This window comes from Paracoccus actinidiae (genome assembly GCF_030863885.1).
Taxonomy (GTDB): Bacteria; Pseudomonadota; Alphaproteobacteria; order Rhodobacterales; family Rhodobacteraceae; genus Paracoccus; species Paracoccus everestensis.
Genome location: NZ_CP132956.1, coordinates 2,966,061 through 2,982,711 on the forward strand (window position 1 = coordinate 2,966,061; position 16,651 = coordinate 2,982,711).

Here is a 16,651-nt window from a genome sequence, read left to right on the forward strand (position 1 = left end):
CTGCGGAACGGCACTGGAACAAGTCCACCCCGTTGGCGTTCCCGTGCCATGATACGGCCAGCAATCCGAGCAAAGGTGACGTCGATCTGGCAGAAGCTTGCGAGCGTGATCGCGCTTTTGGCAGTGGCGATGTTTGTGTCGCATGCTGTCGCTGCCGAAGGCGCACTCTTGCACGCGCACGATCATATGATGGCTCAGGCAAAAGCATCTCACGTCGTCGATGTTGCTTTTGATGAGCCAGAGCGGAGCCATAACCATTCCACGGTATCTGACTACCAGCACGGCGCCAGCCAGCAAGGGAAGCTGTCGTGCTGCGGCGATGCGTGTCTCTTGGCGCTCATGCCAGACGAGGATCTCGACATGGTAGATCCTTGGGAAACTTCGTCCAAAGCCTTCATCATGGTCTTTTCGCTGGCCGGACATGATCCCGAAGGTCTGCGCCGTCCTCCACGCCCATCTCATCGTATCTGATCCCGTTCCGGCAAGCGTCGAACGCTCGGCCCGATGGAGGTCGGCGCCGCATGAGCTTTGAGGGCGGGGTTCGCTCAGACGGCATCACAGAAGCTTTCTGCTGGCGTCGTCTGTGGCGGTGAGAAACTGCGCCCGCTCGCCGCTGATCGATCCGGCGCTTTCAAAATGGAGAATCCACATGCACCGTATCCCTCAAGACATGCAGAACTGCATCGATGAATGCCTGCGCTGCCATATCACCTGCCTCAACATGGCCATGAGCCACTGCCTGGAAAAGGGCGGTCAGCATGTCGAACCGACCCATTTCCAGCTCATGATGGCCTGCGCCGAGATCTGCCAGACCTCGGCGAACGTCATGCTGATGGGCAGCAAGCTTCACAAACGCACCTGCGCGGTGTGCGCTGAAGTGTGCGAGGAATGTGCCCGAAACTGCGAACAGGTCGGTGAAATGCAAGAATGCGTCGATGCATGTCGCCGGTGCGCCGAAAGCTGCCGGAACATGGCCGCTTGATCGTTAAGATATTCAATTACATCAAAGGAAAACACCATGCGTAAACTCGAAATCGCTGCCATCATTGCCGCCTTCCTGGCTGCGCCTGCGGTTTTTGCCCAGGAGAGCAAAATGGAGGGTCATTCCGAGCAAATGACCAACCTGTCGATCCTGCCACCGGGCTGCCAAGACGCAATCCAGCAGTCCGGGATGTCAGAAATGATGAAGGGCATGGACATGTCCGGCATGATGGGCGGCATGGAAGGCATGGACGAGGCGCAGCGGGCCTCCATGCAGGCCATGATGGAGATGAACGGCCCGATGATGGCCACACACACCATCAAGGACCCTGATCTTGCCTTCCACTGCGGGATGATTGCGCATCATACCGGCGCCATTGCAATGGCCGAGGTCGAGCTGAAATATGGCGATGATGAGGAGTCAAAAGCCATGGCTCAGAAGATCATCGACGCTCAAGGCCCGGAAATCGAGGAAATGACCACTTGGGTCGAGCGGAGTGCGACCAAGCCGTAAAGACCACGGGACCGCCGGCGCATCAGGCATCTGCGGTCCCGACGATCTTGGGCTGCAAAGCCCCGGATGAGCCTTCCACAAACAGCACGACAGCTCCTTTGCCTTGGTGATGAGGCTGGCCATGTCCAGTTGAAGTGATGCCGTTAACAAAGTTCTGTAGGGACGCCTGATGCTGGCCATTCTGAGAAACCGCACCTACCGCCACCTTTTCGCGGCCCAGGTGATCGCGCTGCTCGGGACCGGACTGATGACGGTCGCCCTGGGGCTTTTGGCCTATGACCTTGCCGGGGCTGATGCCGGTGTCGTCCTGGGAACGGCACTGGCCATCAAGATGATCGCCTATGTGGGTGTGGCGCCGGTGGCCCAGGCCTTCACCGATCGATTACCGCGCCGGTTACTGCTGGTCGGACTGGACCTCATCCGGGGATCGGTAGCGCTGTTCCTGCCCTTCGTGACCGAGATCTGGCAGATTTATCTGCTGATCTTCGTGCTGCAAGCCGCCTCGGCCGCTTTCACGCCGACCTTCCAAGCCACCATCCCGGACATTCTGCCCGACGAGCACGAGTATACCCGTGCCCTTTCGCTGTCGCGGCTGGCCTATGATCTGGAAAGCCTGGTTTCCCCGATGCTGGCAGCGGCGTTTCTGAGCGTCATTGGCTTCCACAGCCTGTTCGCTGGCACGGTGCTCGGGTTCCTGGCCTCTGCCGCTCTTGTTCTCAGTGTGCGCCTGCCTGTGCCGCATACTGCCGGCCCGAGGCGCGGGGTCTGGGACCGCACGACGAGGGGTCTCCGAATCTATGTCGCAACCCCACGCCTGCGAGGACTACTAGCGATCAACCTGGCGGTTGCGGCGGCTGGATCGATGGTGATCGTCAACACCGTTGTTCTGGTCAAAGCGGGCTTCGGGCTGGCCGAGCCGCAGGTGGCATTGGCGCTGGCGGCGTTTGGCGCTGGCTCAATGATCGCGGCCCTGGCACTGCCCCCTGTGCTGGAGCGCTTGTCAGATCGCCCTGTCATGATAGCCGGTGCGGGCCTGCTGGTCGGCGGAACCGCCGCCGGGATAGGGATGAACAGTTATGGCGCGTTGTTGGCGCTTTGGCTGATCCTGGGCCTTGGCTATTCGGTGGCTCAAACACCTTCTGGTCGGCTGCTACGGCGCTCGGCCCACCCAGAGGATCGGCCTGCGGTCTTTGCCGCCCAGTTCGCTCTGTCTCATGCCTGCTGGCTGGTCTGCTATCCGCTGGCGGGATACCTCGGCGCGACCGTGGGCATGAACGGTGCGTTCGCCATCCTCTCCATGATCGCCGTCGCGGGAGTCACCTTAGCCTGGCGACTGTGGCCGCAAGGCGATCCCACCGACATCCCCCACCAGCATTCCAGCCTACCCGCCGACCATCCGCACCTGGTCGCCTCTGGAACACAGGGTCGGCACCACCACCCGGTGGTGATCGACGATTTGCATCCGCGATGGCCGGTTGAGGACCGCGTTCCGGGATGACTGCAGCGGTGTCGCGTTCCTGAGGCTAAGGCTGAAGGAAGGAGCACCATGACGCAGGAGCGAACTCGATTGGCTTCCCAGGCTTCTGTATCAAGCGGCCGAAACGGAAGGCCAATCAAACCGCCATGTTATTCTTCAGTTCATGATCTCCCCGAAGGACAGACCAATGGCACAGAACACGAGCGGTTCCATGTCAGACGACGATGCCGCAGCTACGGACAAGGCATACAGCGGTCTCGAAGCGGAGGCCCGCAACCTGGTCGAGCAAGCGGCTATGAAGGGCAATGCCGCCCAGGGCTTCGAGCGCCTAGTCCGCCCGATGGCCATGACGCTGGATGCGCCCGAGGTCGTGGCCGCCCATGCCTGGCGCGCCATCACCGCCCGCAAGCGCGAACAGCTGCCGCCGACCCGCGAACGGCTGTTCGTGGCCCTGCAGCGCCTGCGACCGGCCCTGATCGACTGGGCACTCATTCGCCTGGCGCGCGATCCGGCGGTCATTGCCGCCGCCAACGACCTTTCTTCCCGACCATGAGGACATCCATGACCTACAACATCCTGCGCCGCAGCGACTATTCGGACGGACTGGCCGATCCTGGCCTTCTGGCGGCGATCCGCGACGACCTGGCCCGCGACGGCTGGACCCTGCTGCGCGGCTTTAAGCCGCAGATGGAGGATTTCTCGGCTCTGGTCACCACGCTCTGTCGCCGGGTGACGTTCGATCCGGCCCGCAGCCATACGACCGAAACCACGCAGATGGTCGACGCCGGTCTTGGCCCGATCGGGCTGCATATCGAGAACGGAAACACGCCCCGTTGCCCAGACATCGTGACCTTCTTCGCCCAGACAGCTGCCTTTGAGGGATCGCAGACCACGATCTGCGACGGCCGTGCGGTCTGGGACCTTTTCGACGACGCGCAGAAGACCCGCTGGTCGCAACCCATGACCGTCGAACGCGTCCTGCCCGAGGGCTTGTGGAAACGCTACCTGGCCAATGAACATCCCGCCATCTCTCACCCCGACGAGGTGACGATGGAGCATGTGCTGCAGTTCAAGGCCGCCGTTCCGGGCCAGGATTTCGACCTGCATGACGATGGCGCGCTGACCTATCGCCTGACGGTCGATCCGGTCCGTCCCTCGGTCCTGGGCGGGGCCGATCGCGGCTTTGCCAATGCGGTCTTGGGCCCGTCCCACAACTACCAGCCGCCGCGCTATGCCATGGCCGACGGCAGCCCTGTCACCCCAGCCGAGATCGAGTCCATCCGCGCCCTGGCCGAGGAGGTCACGCATGAGATCAACTGGCAGGACGGCGACATCGCCATTCTGGACAACACCCGCGTGATGCATGGCCGCCGCGCCATCGCCGACGCCAACCGCAACCTGTTCATCGGCATGGGAATGATCTGACATGGAAACGCACAAGACCCGCAGCCTGACCCTTTGCGCCCTTCTGGCCGCCACCCTGCTGGGATCGGTCGCGATAGCTGCCCCTTCCGCCAGCGTGCCACCTTCGGGTCGACTGACCTTTGACGTGATCCGCAACGGCCGCGACATCGGCGACTATGTCGTCAGCTTCCGCGGCAAGGGCGACGACCTGACCGTGAACGTCGCGACGGACGTGTCGGTCAAGGTGCCGGTGATCGGCGTCAGCGCCTATCGCTTCAAGCAGGCCAGCACCGAGACTTGGCGCGGCGACCGCCTGGCCGGACTGACCTCTCGGACCGATGACAACGGCACGCCGCACGACATCTCGGTCGGGACGACATCGCTGATCCCGGCCAGCCTGTGGAACGCCGACCTCCTCCGCTCCGGGCAGGTGTTGAACACCATCGACGGCAGCACCGACGCCATCCGCGTGCAGAACCTGGGGTCCGAGACGGTCGCGACCGGGACGGGCAATGTGGAGGCAATCCACTATGCGCTGCGGGGCGGGCTGGAGCGCGACCTGTGGTATGAGGGCGCAAAGCTGGTCCATGTCCGCTTCACCGCCGAGGACGGATCGCAGGTGGATTACGTCCTCCGCTAGGGATCCGCGTAGGAAGAGACCGGGAACACGCATCACCCCTGGCCGAACCCTTACCGGGCCATCGCGCGTTCAGCGATGGCCGCAACGAGGTTGGGGCCGTTTCCTGGGCCTGCCGGGTCCGCAAAGCAACCCGAAGAGCAGGAACAGGCGATCATGACCCAGGACAACCGCGACGCGCGCGCGCGCCTTTTGTCGATCGCCACGGCGGTGCCGCCCCATCGACGGTATCGCAGCCCGCATTGAGGGGCATCAACGACGACAAGGACGCAGGCACCTACCATCTCTCCTTGCTGACGTCGAAGGCGCCGATCGTCCAGATGAAGCCAACAGCAAACGGTGGTGAGGTCCGGCTCGGATGCTGGTCACACCGGCGCAAGTGGGAGAATGTCGATGATAGGGGCCGCATTGTCATGCCCTCGGCGACGCGCTCAAGTTCATAGCGAACGAGGTGATCTTCTGCACTTGGACATGAATGACAATGTACAAAGTCGAGCTGAGCGCACGCGGGCTTAACTGGGCGGTCGGTCTGTCGCGGCGCCAGAATGTCTACCTGGCCGGGACCGAGCTGATCTTTCCCGAAGCCAGCAAAGGCCGACGGCGGAAATATCACATCCCGGATCGCATGGCGGTTGCCGCCGACACCATGCTGGAGGACGAAACATGGCAGAAGATCAACTGGCGGCAAGGCACCAAAGGCAGGCTGGGCTGTCAGTTTGCCGCTGCCCGTGTCCGGATCGCCGATGGCCACAAGCACCGCATGGGGGACGGTCGCGTGCAGGCTATGCCCGGCGACGAGGAGGTCTGCCAATCGGTGAGCGGGGCGCGACCGGAGAACAGAAATACTACGTTTCCAATCTACCGAAAGACACCACGCTCAAGGCGCTCGCCGCCGCTGTCAAAGCCAGATGGATCTGCGAACAGGCGCATCAGCAACTCAAGGAAGAACTCGGACTTGACCATTTCGAGGGGCGCTCCTGGACCGGGCTGCACCGACACGCGCTGATGACAATGATCGCCTATGCCTTCCTGCAATCCCGCCGCCTCAAAGCCGCGGGATGGAAAAAAGAGCCCCAGGACCACCGCCTCAACCCTCCATGCCAGCCGTCAGGCAAGCGATACTCGACATCTTCGCGAGACCGCCACCCATGTGCTGCCCACACTGTGACCGACCGCTCCACACCGAACTTCCGACACGATCTGCCAAAGTAGTGCTAGGTTATCGAGACCGATTACGAGATCGGGCGGCTGCAGTCATGTCCTCTCCAGGGCGAGCCGCAAGTTTTCGCAATGAAATCGCAACGAAATACCGTGAAAAGCCGCAAGACTATTACGGCAATCCGGAATAAAGTCTTTCTAAGTCAGGTGCTTATTATAAGCCCTGCGCGCTCCGAAGGCAGAGGCCAGGGGTTCGAATCCCTTCGGGTGCACCATTTTACCTTCGCCTCTGGACGTTGCTTGTTCTGTCAGGTCTTTTGGCCCGAACGAACGGAGGCATCATGGACGATCTGGAACGGCGCATTGCGCAGGCGCGTGGCGATGAACCCGCCGATCTGGTGCTGCGGGGCGGACAGGTCTTCGATCTGATCACCGGCACGATGATATCGGGCGATGTGGCAATCTGCGGCGAACGGATCGCGGGGATCGGCGGCTATGACGGCCGTCGGGTGATCGACGTGGCGGGGCTGACCCTGGTGCCAGGGTTCATCGACACGCATCTTCATGTCGAAAGCAGTCTGGTCACGCCCCATGAATTCGACCGCTGCGTGACCCCGCGCGGGATCACCACCGCCATTTGCGACCCGCACGAGATCGCTAATGTCATCGGCCTGGACGGCATCCGCTGGTTTCAGCAAGCCAGTGAATGCCTGCTGATGGACCTGCGCGTGCAGTTGTCGTCCTGCGTGCCCTCGACCGACATGGAAACATCGGGCGCCCGGATCGAGGCCGGCGATCTGCGCACCGTCATGGGCCATTCGTCGGGCATCGGGCTGGCGGAATTCATGAACTATCCCGGCGTGATCCATCGCGACCCCGCTGCCCTGGCCAAGCTGCGGCTGTTCGCGGGCGGCCATATCGACGGTCATTGCCCGCAACTGACGGGCCGCGACCTGTCGGCTTATGTCGCGGCAGGCATCCGCACGGAACACGAGGCAACGACGGCCGAGGAGGCGCTGGAAAAGCTGCGCAAGGGAATGCGCGTCCTGATCCGCGAAGGATCCGTCAGCAAGGATCTGGTGGCACTCCAGCCAGTCCTGACGGACGTGACGGCGCCCTATATGTGCCTTTGCACGGACGACCGGAACCCGCTGGACATCGCCGAACAGGGCCATCTGGACCACATGATCCGCGAATTGATCCGGCTGGGCAGCCCGGTGCTGGCGGTCTATCGCGCAGCCTCCCTGTCGGCGGCCGAGGCCTTTGGGCTGAAGGATCGCGGGCTGATCGCCCCCGGCCTGCGCGCCGATATCGTGGCTGTGGACAATCTAGAAAGCTGCCGGGCGAGGATGGTGCTGTGCGGCGGGCGGGTCGTGGATGATGCGGCCTTTGCCGGGCGAAGGCCGCTGGCTCCGGTGGGCCGCGCCTCGGTCAAGGCGCCGCCGGTCCGGGCGCAGGATTTCCGCTGCGCCGGAAACCGAAGCGAGACCCCGGTGATCGGCATCATCGAAGGCAAGATCATCACCGCCCACCTGACCCATGACATCGCGCCCCAGGATGGCGACAAGCGCCCCGACCCTGCCCGCGACCTGGCCCGCATCGCCGTGATCGAACGGCATGGCAGGAACGGCAACATCGCCACAGGCTTTGTCCAGGGCTTTGGCATCCGGCGCGGTGCCATCGCATCGACCGTGTGCCACGACCATCACAACATCGCCGCCGTCGGCGCCGATTACGATGACATGGCCTTGGCCGTGAACCGCCTGTCGCAGATCGAAGGCGGCTTTGTCGTGGCGGAGGCGGGCCGTATCTTGGCCGAACTGCCCTTGCCTGTCGCAGGGTTGATGAGCCTTGAACCATTCGAGGCCGTGCGCGACCGGCTGATGGTGCTGCGCGACGCGGCCAAGACCCTGGGCGTCGTGCTGGAGGAACCCTTCCTGCAACTGGCCTTCCTGGCCCTGCCCGTCATTCCCGCGCTGAAGATCACCGACCGGGGAATGATCGACGTGACCCGGTTCGAGATTATTGCAGGGTAACAGTACCTTGGATGATGTTGGCTGGGGCGGTAGGATTCGAACCTACGGTACACGGTACCAAAAACCGATGCCTTACCACTTGGCCACGCCCCAACTGTGAGCGGGTGAATAGCCAAGCCCGCGCGGGGGTGCAAGTCGAAAATTCGCGAAACTTGCCTGTCCGGTAAACGCGCTTTATGCCGCCCGGAATGGAACAGGTGGATCTTCTGATATTGGGCGCGGGGGCGGCAGGGTTGTTCTGCGCGGGGTCCGCCCTGCGGCCGGGACGGCGCGTGATGGTACTGGATCATGCCCCCGATCCCGGGGAGAAGATTCGCATTTCCGGCGGCGGTCGCTGCAACTTCACCAACATGGCGACTGCGCCGGACCGGTTCCTGTCGCAGAACCCGCGATTTGCGGCCAGTGCCTTGGCGCGCTTTACCGCCCCTGATTTCGTCCGGCTGGTCGATCGGGCGGGGATCGCCTGGCATGAAAAGACCCAGGGGCAATTGTTCTGCGACGGCAAAGCCACGCAGATCACCCGGATGCTGCTGGACCGGATGGCGGGCGCCGATCTGCGGATGCGGTGCGCCCCGCTGTCGGTTTGCCATGACGGCACCGGGTTTGTCGTGGATACGGCGGGCGGGGCGATCCATGCAGCAAGGCTGGTGGTGGCGACGGGGGGCAAGTCGATCCCCAAGATGGGCGCGACGGGCATCGCCTATGACATTGCGGCGCAGTTTGGGTTGCGCTTGGTGGAGAGCAGGGCGGGGCTGGTGCCGCTGACGTTCGCCGAACAGGAACTGGCCCTGTGCCGTCCGCTTGCCGGTGTCTCGGTCGAGGCCGAGATCCGCCATAACGGCGGCCGGTTCCGCGACGCGCTGCTGTTCACGCATCGCGGCCTCAGCGGGCCGGTGATCCTGCAAATCTCCAGCTTCTGGCAGGCAGGGGAAAGTTTGCAGATCGACCTGTCCCCCGGCCAAGACATTGCGTCGGCTTTGAGGGCCGCGCGGTCCGAAGGGGGCCGGGTTTCCGTGGCCTCGGTCCTGGGGCGTATGCTGCCTGCCCGGCTTGCGGCTGCGATCTGCGATGAGATGGGGGTGGCGCAGGCGCGGCTGGCCGATCAGCCGAACACTCGGCTGGATGCGATCGGCGCGCGGGTGAACCGCTGGCACGTCCGCCCCGTCGGAACCGAGGGCTATCGCACGGCCGAGGTGACGCTGGGCGGCGTCGATACGCGCGATCTGGACGCCCGCACGATGCAGGCTCGCAAGGTTCCGGGGCTGTTCTTCATCGGCGAATGCGTCGATGTGACGGGCTGGTTGGGGGGATACAACTTTCAATGGGCCTGGGCATCGGCGGATGCCGCAGGCCGCACGGATTAGCCCATCACCGGATCGGCCTTTGCCAGCCGGTCGAAGGACATCAGCGATCCGATCAGCGCAGGCATCCGGTCCAGCGGGATCATGTTCGGCCCGTCGGATGGCGCGCAATCGGGATCCTCGTGCGTTTCGATGAACACGCCCGCCACGCCCAATGCCACCGCTGCCCGCGCCATGACCGGGGCAAATTCCCGTTGACCGCCCGACGATCCACCCTGCCCGCCCGGCTGCTGCACGGAATGGGTCGCATCCATGATGACGGGATAGCCGGTCCGGGCCATGATCGGCAGCGACCGCATATCCGCGACCAGGGTGTTATAGCCGAAGCTGACCCCGCGCTCGGTCAGCAGGATGTTGTCGTTCCCGGTCGAGGCGACCTTTTCGGCGACGTTCGCCATGTCCCAAGGGGCCAGGAACTGCCCTTTCTTGATGTTGACGACCGCGCCGGTCTTGCCGGCCGTCAGCAGCAGGTCGGTCTGCCGCGACAGAAAGGCGGGGATCTGGATCACGTCCACAACTTGCGCCGCCCGGATCGCCTGTTCGGCATCATGCACATCGGTCAGCACCGGGCAGCCCAGCCGGTCGCGCAGGGTGGCCAGAATCTCCAGCCCTTCGTCTATCCCGACGCCGCGCCGTCCCGACAGCGAAGTGCGGTTGGCCTTGTCATAGCTGGCCTTGAAGACAAAGCCCGCCCCGGCACGCCTGCAGGCCTCTGCCATCCGTTCCCCGATCATCAAGGCATGATCCAGCGTTTCCAGCTGGCAAGGCCCGGCGATCACCACCAGCGGCAGATCGTTGCCGCAGGACAGGTCGCGGATGCGGATATGCTTGGGCGAGGTCATGTGGATACCTGTTCGCGAAGGATGGATGCCGTCAGCGACAGCATCAGATAGATACCCGAAAAGATCAGAAAGGCCACCAGCGTATTCTGGAAGGCCTTGGGATAGGTCGCCTCGTCCGGGGCGACGGGGGCCACGGACAGCGACAGGTAACGGACCTGCTTGTTGGCCTCGATGCGGGCAGCCTCCATCTGCGCGGCCGCGGTCGCCAGCAGTTCCTGCCGGGTCAGCAGGTCGCTTTCCGCGATCCGCAACTCGCCCGAGATCAGTGCCAGGGAATTGCGGTCCTCACCCCCTTGGGTCAGTTGCTGCCGGGTCTGGGCGATCATTTCCTGCAATCGGGTGATGTCGCCGCGAACCGCGCCGACGCGGCTTTGCAGGGGCTGGGGGTTCGACAGAAGCTGCCCCAGTTCCAGCCGCTTGGTCGCCAGTTGCGTTTCCAGGACGGAAACCTGGTTCATCACAACCGTGCCTTCCGCCACCGGATCCAGCACGCCCAAGGTTTGCTGCAATTCCTGGACGCGACGCTGGGCGGCCAACACCTTGGCCTCGGCATCCTGATAGATGGCAATGGCGCCTTCCATCTGGTCGTCGCGCAGCCGCGAGGTCATCTGGTCCACCTGTTCCTCGGCATAGGCGATCAGCGCCAGGGAAAATTCCTGGCTTTGTTGCGGATCGGGGGCGATCACCTCCATGTCGATCATGCCTTCGGTGGGATCATAGCCGATCTTCACGGATTTCTGATACAGATCGAAAGCCGCCTCGTTCGTGGCATCGGGGGCAAGGCGCTTGATCGGGTCGATGGCGGGATCCTGGAAAGCGGCCTTGAAGCCCTTGTCCCCGTCCAGCCGCAGCATCGCATCACGCGAGGTCAGATAGCTTTGGACGGCGACGGAATCGGTGTTCGTTGCCAGTTGCGATCCGCCCAGCAGTCCCCCCAGACCCCCCGCCGCCGAACCGCCCTGACCTTCCGCGGACTGGATGCGGAACTGGGAATCGGTGGCATAAAGCGGTGTCGCGACGCCGAAATAATACCATCCCGCCAAGGCGGTCGGAAGAATGACAAAGGCCAGCAGGCGCAGGGCCAGCATGACCATCCGCCGACGTCTGCGACGGGCGATGTCCTGCTGGATGCGGAAAATCTCGACCGCGCGCTTTTCCTCGGTCAGAACCTCTCGGGCGGGAAGATCGGGACGCGGCGCGGCGACCTGGGTGCCGGGCGGGGATACCGGGGCGGTCTGGTTGCGCGGCATGATCGCGGGTATGTTCGCCGCGGGTCTTGCTTGCGCGCGACTTCCCTCGCTGGACAGGATCTGGCCCAGGGCCGCGCGATGCGACGGGTCGATGCCGCGCTGGCGCAGGCGCAGGACGGCTTCCTCGTCAGATGCGACGGTGATCTGATGCAGGGTGGCGATGCGGCGGGCGATGCGCAACTGGCGTTCGGACAGGTTTTCCTTGCGGATCAGATCAAGCTGCGCGTCCAGTTCGTCCGATGCAGGCGCCTTCGCTTGGTCCGGTCCAATATGGGACAGCCCGTCATCCACCGGATCGGTCCGCATGAAGCGCTCGCGTTCGCTGTCCTGCGGCAAGGGATCAGGCTCTGCTGCCCGCTTGCGCACGGTGATGCAGATGTCGGCAGCTGACGGCTGCCCCTCGCCTTCGGCGGGGCGCACCGATTCCGAGACCGAGGCGTGATAGCGGCGGACCTTAGGCGGTGTAGTCATAATACTGTTTCGCCTCAGCAAGGGATTCGAAATGATACAGCCGCCCGTCCCGAAGGATGGCGGCGGATCGGCAGAATTTCTCGATCGTGGCGGGCTGGTGCGACACGATCACCACGGTCGCGGTCTTCAGGCGGTCATACAGCACCGCGCCGGCCTTGCGATTGAACTCCACATCGGTGGTCTGCGGCATCCCCTCGTCGATCAGATAGATGTCGAACTCCAGGGCCAGCAACAGGGAAAAGGTGAACCGCTGACGCATTCCGGCGGAATAGGTGCCGACCGGCATATCGAAATATTCGTCGATATCCGTCAGCCACCGCGTAAAGGCGGACACATAATCGGGATCCAGGCCATAGATGCGGGCGATATAGCGGGCGTTTTCATTCGCCGAATGCTTTGTGACCACGCCCCCCATGAAGCCCAAGGGGAACGAGATGCGGCAGCCGCGCCGGATCGTTCCTTCATCGGGTTTTTCCAGCCCGCACATCATGTTGATCAGCGTCGTCTTGCCGGTTCCGTTCGGTGCCAGGATGCCCAGCGAATTGCCAAGCTCGACCCGGAACGAGGCGCGGTCGAGGATCACCTTGCGCCGCGTTCCCGTCCAATAGGACTTCGAGACATTGTCGAATTCCAGCATCTGCCATTCCCGCCGCCGCACGGCCCCATCTCCGGATCACCCGGCGCCGCGACCCTAGGGCCAGGCGAGTGTGCTGTCCAGTTTTCGCCTTTTTGATGCATGGTCCATATTTGTTTGTCACCCTTCATTCGCGCGGCATTTTCACTATCTGTTCGAAATGTCGCCCTTGGAACAATCCATTTCGAACTGCCGCCTTTGTGCCGGGCGTTTTGCCGCAACTGCCACGGCCCATGAACCGCGGCCCGTGACCTGGTTCCAGTCTGACGCGCGCCTTCTGGTGGTTGGACAAGCACCCGGAATGCGGGTTCATCTCAGCGGGCGTCCCTTTACCGACCGGTCGGGCGACCGTCTGCGCGACTGGATGGGGGTCGGGGAATCCGTCTTTTATGACCGCGACCGGATCGCCATCGTGCCGATGGCTTTCTGCTTTCCCGGCTATGATGCGCGCGGATCGGACCTGCCGCCGCCGCCGGTTTGTGCGCGGACCTGGCGCGCAAGTGTCCTGGCGGAACTGCGGCCCCGGCTGACGCTGCTGGTGGGCGGCCATGCGATCCGCTGGCATCTGGGATTGCGCGATGTGACGGCGGCCGTGGCGTCCTGGCGGGATCATGCGCCCGGTGTCTTTCCCCTGCCCCATCCGTCCTGGCGCAACACCGGCTGGCTGCGCCGCAACCCTTGGTTTGAAACCGATCTGCTGCCTGACCTGCGCGCGGCCGTCCGGGCGGAACTGACGCGCAACGATTGACCTCGGTCTTTGGTCGGGGAACGTGGCGCGCCTGTTGACAGATATGGCAAGCCCCTTCATCCCTGTCCGATGCCGACCGACATTGAGATTGCCCGCGCCGCGCGCAAGCGGCCCATTGCCGACATTGCCGCCCGGCTGGGCCTGGGCGATGACGCCATCCTGCGCTACGGCCCAACGTTGCGCCGTGGCGCGCGCTTCGAGCCTGGGCATGGGACAGTGAGCGCATAGACGGATTGCTCGCGGCGCTTCTGGTCGAGCGCCGCGGCGAAAGAGGTTTGCGGAAGGAGGAAGATGGCCGAAGGGTCGACCCCCGCGCTTCGGAAGCCTGGTTCAAAAAACGGCACGAACAGCCCTCAGGCTCGGGATGCCGGCAGTTTTATGAGGACCGGAGCGTGCGGATCTCCATCTTGGCGACGGCGCCATTCATTGGTTGACCGCTATGCCGGATACGTTTGTGCAAGACCTGAACGAGCCAGCTTCAACCCTCTTGCAAACGGGGCGGGCCATACGTGGAGCGTGCGGATCTCCATCTTGGCGACGGCGCCATTCATTGGTTGACCGCTATGCCGGATACGTTTGTGCAAGACCTGAACGAGCCAGCTTCAATCCTCTTGCAAACGGGGCGGGCCATACGTTTTTGAATGCCTCTTGCGCCACCGGGTCGGACTTGGGGTGCTGGGGGCGCATCGACAGGCGGCGAAAGCCGAGGGCCGCCAGCTGTTTGCCGACCGTCCGCTCATGCATGACCACGCCAAAGCGGTCCTCGATCTTGCGCTTGAGATCGATGCAGCGCCAGCGCACTACCCCGTCGGCCTCAAGCTCAGGCCCGTCTCGGACCATTCGGGCCAGCTCCGCCTTCTGCTCTGAGTTCAGGAGCGGCGTCGGACCGGCCGCATAGCGGTTCGTCAGGCCGGCGATCCCCTCGGCGTTGTAGCGATGCACCCAATCGCGCAGGGTTTGCCGATCCATGCCGCAGGTCTCCGCTGCCGTCTTGCGATCTGTCCCATCCAGAACAAGAGCGATCGCCAGCATCCGCCGCGCCGCCTTGGCATCCTTTGTGCGAGCCGCCTGCGCCCGAAGCTCGCTTGCCGACATGTCCGTTCGTGTGATCTCAACCGCCATCAAAGCCTCCATCCCCTGGAAAACCATGATTCAGATTTTCAGGTCGAAGGGAATCCCGTGCGAGTCAGAGAGCAAGGCGTTTGGTATAATCCCCGGGCTTGTCGCAATGGGCCAGAAAGGCCGCGCTGTCTGAGGCCAGTCCGGCGCGCAGCCAGTCGCGAACGGCCGGACTAAAATCCGCGCGGCTCTCGCCCTCGATTTTCTGGGTCAGGAAGCGGTCGCGGACGCCGTGGCGCAATTTTCGCGGCAGCAGCGATTTCAGCACGCCCATCAGTGGCAGTCCATTAACCGCTGAATAGGCGGCCGAGGGCATCGTCTTGCCTGCGGACGGGTTGACATGATCGCGCTTGATTCGCAAGGCCGGCTCCACTCCCAGAAATCCGCAGATCCCGGCGAAGAAGGCGTAAGGATCGGCCTTCAGATCCTCCATGAAGCCGATGAAGATGCGGTTGTCGGGAAACAGCGCCCGATAACTGGACAGGTTCTGCCAGTAAAGGCTTTCGCCCAGATAGCGTTCCGGCATCTCGCGCACGGCGCGGTCCAGCGTGGGGGGGATCTTGTCGCCCTTGTCCACCCGGTTCTGGATCCAGGCCTAAACGATCCGCTCGACCGGATGGCGCACCACATAGATCAGCTTCAGGTCCGGCTTGTAGGCCGCCATGCGGGCGTCGCAGTGGGGAAACATCTGCCCCAAGGCATAGGCGTTGGAGCCCTCGCCGCGCAGTTTCGCGCCGTCCTGGCCCGCGAAGAAGTTTTCGTACCAGGCGGGGCCACGGGCGTGATTTTCATCATGGCTGAAGAAATTCGGCTCCGCCCTGGGGACCATGAAGACCCCGGGATGGTCTTCCAGATAGGCGCAGACTGTCGAACTGCCGCATTTCATGGCACCGATCACGATGAAATCAGGCTGCATTGTCCCGCCCCGCTGTGTTTCCGCCTTGTTTCTGCAGTCACCGGATGCAGAAAGAAAGCGTCACTTTGGCCAAAAAGCCCGGATTCTGGTTTTTCTTGCAACGGAATGCAGTGTATATGCGCAAGTGCCCTCAGTTGTGACAGTCGCCCCAATGCCCCCGATCCCCCACCGTTCCTATCTGCTGGTTTCTCCGTGCCGGGACGAGGCGGGATATATGCGCCGCACGCTGGACAGCATCGCCACCCAATCGGTACGGCCCGCGAAATGGGTGATCGTGGATGATGGATCGACAGACGGCACGCCCCAGATCCTGGCCGAATATGCCGCCGCCCACGACTGGATCCAGGTGGTGAGGAAGCCCGACCGCGGCGCCCGCGCCGTGGGACCGGGGGTGATCGAGGCATTCTATTTCGGCCTGGATCAGGTGGATGCTGACGCCTATCCCTATCTGTGCAAACTGGATCTGGATCTGGATCTGCCGCCGCGATATTTCGAAATCCTGATGGCGCGGATGGAAGAAAACCCCCGCATCGGCACCTGTTCGGGCAAGCCTTGGTTCCGCAACCCGTCGGGGCGCTGGATTTCTGAAAAATGCGGCGACGAGATGTCGGTCGGCATGACCAAGTTCTATCGCCGCGAATGTTTCCAGGAGATCGGCGGCTTTGTGCGCGAGGTGATGTGGGACGCCATCGACTGCCACAAGGCGCGCCAGTTGGGCTGGATCGCGGTCAGCTGGAACGACGACGAGTTGCGCTTCGAACACCTGCGCCCGATGGGGTCGTCGCAGAAAAGCGTCTTCACGGGACGGCGGCGGCACGGATTCGGGCAGTATTACATGGGATCCGACCCGGCTTACTTCCTTGCCACCGGCCTTTATCGGATGGCCCACCCGCCCTATGTCCTGGGCGGGCTGGCCACCGTCCAGGGGTTCCTGGCCGCCTGGCTGCGCCGCGAAAAGCGGCACGAGGATGCAGGCCTGCGCGATTTCATCCGCGCCTATCAGCGCCGCGCGCTATGGGTGGGCAAGGCCCGCGCCGTGGCTGAGATCGAAGCCGAGCGCGGGGCGCTGTGGAAGGATCCGGCATCCTGATCATGCCGCGACG

General features: G+C 63.3%; 18 protein-coding genes, 1 tRNA gene and 1 pseudogene. 13 read left to right on the forward strand and 7 right to left on the reverse strand.

Translation table 11 applies throughout. The features are described from left to right. Positions 1 to 75 precede the first annotated feature (75 nt). The 9 genes and pseudogenes from Q5701_RS14800 (at position 76) to ade (ending at position 8,207) form a co-directional block, all read left to right on the forward strand. Positions 76 to 471 carry a hypothetical protein gene (locus tag Q5701_RS14800; RefSeq protein WP_306751760.1) on the forward strand — a complete coding sequence of 132 codons (396 nt, stop codon included), beginning with the start codon at positions 76 to 78 and terminating at the stop codon, positions 469 to 471. A gap of 199 nt (positions 472 to 670) precedes the next feature. Next, positions 671 to 982 carry a four-helix bundle copper-binding protein gene (locus Q5701_RS14805; protein WP_306751762.1) on the forward strand — a complete coding sequence of 104 codons (312 nt, stop codon included), beginning with the start codon at positions 671 to 673 and terminating at the stop codon, positions 980 to 982. A 36-nt stretch (positions 983 to 1,018) separates the two neighbouring features. Beyond that, complete coding sequence (copM, locus tag Q5701_RS14810) at positions 1,019 to 1,495, forward strand: CopM family metallochaperone (RefSeq protein WP_306751763.1); 477 nt, start codon at positions 1,019 to 1,021, stop codon at positions 1,493 to 1,495. A 169-nt stretch (positions 1,496 to 1,664) separates the two neighbouring features. Then, on the forward strand, positions 1,665 to 2,993 hold the full coding sequence (locus Q5701_RS14815; protein WP_306751765.1) for an MFS transporter: 1,329 nt from the start codon (positions 1,665 to 1,667) through the stop codon (positions 2,991 to 2,993). A gap of 166 nt (positions 2,994 to 3,159) precedes the next feature. Then, positions 3,160 to 3,525 (forward strand): SDR family oxidoreductase, encoded by a 366-nt coding sequence (locus tag Q5701_RS14820; protein ID WP_306751766.1) that lies wholly within the window; start codon positions 3,160 to 3,162, stop codon positions 3,523 to 3,525. An 8-nt stretch (positions 3,526 to 3,533) separates the two neighbouring features. Further along, entirely contained in the window at positions 3,534 to 4,397 is an 864-nt protein-coding gene (locus Q5701_RS14825; RefSeq protein ID WP_306751768.1) for a TauD/TfdA family dioxygenase, read from the forward strand. A gap of 1 nt (position 4,398) precedes the next feature. Continuing rightward, positions 4,399 to 5,016: a DUF6134 family protein gene (locus Q5701_RS14830; protein ID WP_306751769.1), complete on the forward strand. Its 618-nt coding sequence runs from the start codon at positions 4,399 to 4,401 to the stop codon at positions 5,014 to 5,016. 481 nt (positions 5,017 to 5,497) lie between these two features. Continuing rightward, positions 5,498 to 6,225, forward strand: a pseudogene (locus tag Q5701_RS14835) (transposase); the annotation flags it as partial. A gap of 287 nt (positions 6,226 to 6,512) precedes the next feature. Continuing rightward, positions 6,513 to 8,207 (forward strand): adenine deaminase, encoded by a 1,695-nt coding sequence (gene ade, locus Q5701_RS14840; RefSeq protein WP_306751771.1) that lies wholly within the window; start codon positions 6,513 to 6,515, stop codon positions 8,205 to 8,207. 18 nt (positions 8,208 to 8,225) lie between these two features. Here ade and Q5701_RS14845 read toward each other — a convergent pair. Further along, a tRNA-Gln gene (locus tag Q5701_RS14845) sits at positions 8,226 to 8,300 on the reverse strand. Between the two features lie 95 nt (positions 8,301 to 8,395). Here Q5701_RS14845 and Q5701_RS14850 point away from each other — a divergent pair. Then, the gene (locus Q5701_RS14850; RefSeq protein WP_306751772.1) at positions 8,396 to 9,571 is read left to right on the forward strand and encodes a BaiN/RdsA family NAD(P)/FAD-dependent oxidoreductase; all 1,176 of its coding nucleotides are present in this window, start codon (positions 8,396 to 8,398) and stop codon (positions 9,569 to 9,571) included. Here Q5701_RS14850 and kdsA read toward each other — a convergent pair. The 3 genes from kdsA to Q5701_RS14865 are packed head-to-tail and all read right to left on the reverse strand — an operon-like array spanning position 9,568 to position 12,768. Further along, positions 9,568 to 10,410 (reverse strand): 3-deoxy-8-phosphooctulonate synthase, encoded by an 843-nt coding sequence (gene kdsA / locus Q5701_RS14855; protein ID WP_306751773.1) that lies wholly within the window; start codon positions 10,408 to 10,410, stop codon positions 9,568 to 9,570. The genes Q5701_RS14850 and kdsA overlap by 4 nt on opposite strands. Next, positions 10,407 to 12,131, reverse strand: coding sequence for a KpsE/RkpR family capsule polysaccharide export protein (locus Q5701_RS14860; RefSeq protein ID WP_306751775.1), 1,725 nt, complete (start codon positions 12,129 to 12,131; stop codon positions 10,407 to 10,409). Before Q5701_RS14860 ends, kdsA begins: the two co-directional genes overlap by 4 nt. Then, positions 12,115 to 12,768, reverse strand: a complete 654-nt coding sequence (locus Q5701_RS14865) for an ABC transporter ATP-binding protein (protein WP_234855455.1) — start codon at positions 12,766 to 12,768, stop codon at positions 12,115 to 12,117. Before Q5701_RS14865 ends, Q5701_RS14860 begins: the two co-directional genes overlap by 17 nt. 157 nt (positions 12,769 to 12,925) lie before the next feature. Here Q5701_RS14865 and Q5701_RS14870 point away from each other — a divergent pair, with 157 nt between their 5' ends. Further along, positions 12,926 to 13,513, forward strand: coding sequence for a uracil-DNA glycosylase family protein (locus tag Q5701_RS14870; RefSeq protein WP_306751778.1), 588 nt, complete (start codon positions 12,926 to 12,928; stop codon positions 13,511 to 13,513). A gap of 69 nt (positions 13,514 to 13,582) precedes the next feature. Then, entirely contained in the window at positions 13,583 to 13,741 is a 159-nt protein-coding gene (locus Q5701_RS14875; protein WP_306751779.1) for a hypothetical protein, read from the forward strand. Positions 13,742 to 14,074: 333 nt separating this feature from the next. Here Q5701_RS14875 and Q5701_RS14880 read toward each other — a convergent pair whose 3' ends face one another. From Q5701_RS14880 to Q5701_RS14890, 3 genes are all read right to left on the reverse strand, one after another. Continuing rightward, positions 14,075 to 14,635: a winged helix-turn-helix domain-containing protein gene (locus tag Q5701_RS14880; protein ID WP_373568555.1), complete on the reverse strand. Its 561-nt coding sequence runs from the start codon at positions 14,633 to 14,635 to the stop codon at positions 14,075 to 14,077. A 64-nt stretch (positions 14,636 to 14,699) separates the two neighbouring features. Continuing rightward, on the reverse strand, positions 14,700 to 15,209 hold the full coding sequence (locus tag Q5701_RS14885; protein WP_306751780.1) for a hypothetical protein: 510 nt from the start codon (positions 15,207 to 15,209) through the stop codon (positions 14,700 to 14,702). Positions 15,210 to 15,227: 18 nt separating this feature from the next. Then, positions 15,228 to 15,548 carry a sulfotransferase family protein gene (locus Q5701_RS14890; RefSeq protein WP_306751781.1) on the reverse strand — a complete coding sequence of 107 codons (321 nt, stop codon included), beginning with the start codon at positions 15,546 to 15,548 and terminating at the stop codon, positions 15,228 to 15,230. A 151-nt stretch (positions 15,549 to 15,699) separates the two neighbouring features. On the opposite strand from Q5701_RS14890, the gene Q5701_RS14895 reads away from it, so the two are divergent. Further along, on the forward strand, positions 15,700 to 16,638 hold the full coding sequence (locus tag Q5701_RS14895; protein ID WP_306751782.1) for a glycosyltransferase family 2 protein: 939 nt from the start codon (positions 15,700 to 15,702) through the stop codon (positions 16,636 to 16,638). Positions 16,639 to 16,651: the final 13 nt, after the last annotated feature.

Excerpts from the sequence above, each read along its gene's own strand:
- Q5701_RS14805 (WP_306751762.1), top strand. The coding sequence starts at position 671 with ATGCAGAACTGCATCGATGAATGCCTGCGCTGCCATATCACCTGCCTC.
- copM (WP_306751763.1), top strand. The coding sequence starts at position 1,019 with ATGCGTAAACTCGAAATCGCTGCCATCATTGCCGCCTTCCTGGCTGCG.
- Q5701_RS14815 (WP_306751765.1), top strand. The coding sequence starts at position 1,665 with ATGCTGGCCATTCTGAGAAACCGCACCTACCGCCACCTTTTCGCGGCC.
- Q5701_RS14820 (WP_306751766.1), top strand. The coding sequence starts at position 3,160 with ATGGCACAGAACACGAGCGGTTCCATGTCAGACGACGATGCCGCAGCT.
- Q5701_RS14825 (WP_306751768.1), top strand. The coding sequence starts at position 3,534 with ATGACCTACAACATCCTGCGCCGCAGCGACTATTCGGACGGACTGGCC.
- Q5701_RS14830 (WP_306751769.1), top strand. The coding sequence starts at position 4,399 with ATGGAAACGCACAAGACCCGCAGCCTGACCCTTTGCGCCCTTCTGGCC.
- ade (WP_306751771.1), top strand. The coding sequence starts at position 6,513 with ATGGACGATCTGGAACGGCGCATTGCGCAGGCGCGTGGCGATGAACCC.
- Q5701_RS14850 (WP_306751772.1), top strand. The coding sequence starts at position 8,396 with ATGGAACAGGTGGATCTTCTGATATTGGGCGCGGGGGCGGCAGGGTTG.
- kdsA (WP_306751773.1), bottom strand. The coding sequence starts at position 10,410 with ATGACCTCGCCCAAGCATATCCGCATCCGCGACCTGTCCTGCGGCAAC.
- Q5701_RS14860 (WP_306751775.1), bottom strand. The coding sequence starts at position 12,131 with ATGACTACACCGCCTAAGGTCCGCCGCTATCACGCCTCGGTCTCGGAA.
- Q5701_RS14865 (WP_234855455.1), bottom strand. The coding sequence starts at position 12,768 with ATGCTGGAATTCGACAATGTCTCGAAGTCCTATTGGACGGGAACGCGG.
- Q5701_RS14870 (WP_306751778.1), top strand. The coding sequence starts at position 12,926 with ATGTCGCCCTTGGAACAATCCATTTCGAACTGCCGCCTTTGTGCCGGG.
- Q5701_RS14875 (WP_306751779.1), top strand. The coding sequence starts at position 13,583 with ATGCCGACCGACATTGAGATTGCCCGCGCCGCGCGCAAGCGGCCCATT.
- Q5701_RS14880 (WP_373568555.1), bottom strand. The coding sequence starts at position 14,635 with ATGGCGGTTGAGATCACACGAACGGACATGTCGGCAAGCGAGCTTCGG.
- Q5701_RS14890 (WP_306751781.1), bottom strand. The coding sequence starts at position 15,548 with ATGCAGCCTGATTTCATCGTGATCGGTGCCATGAAATGCGGCAGTTCG.
- Q5701_RS14895 (WP_306751782.1), top strand. The coding sequence starts at position 15,700 with ATGCCCCCGATCCCCCACCGTTCCTATCTGCTGGTTTCTCCGTGCCGG.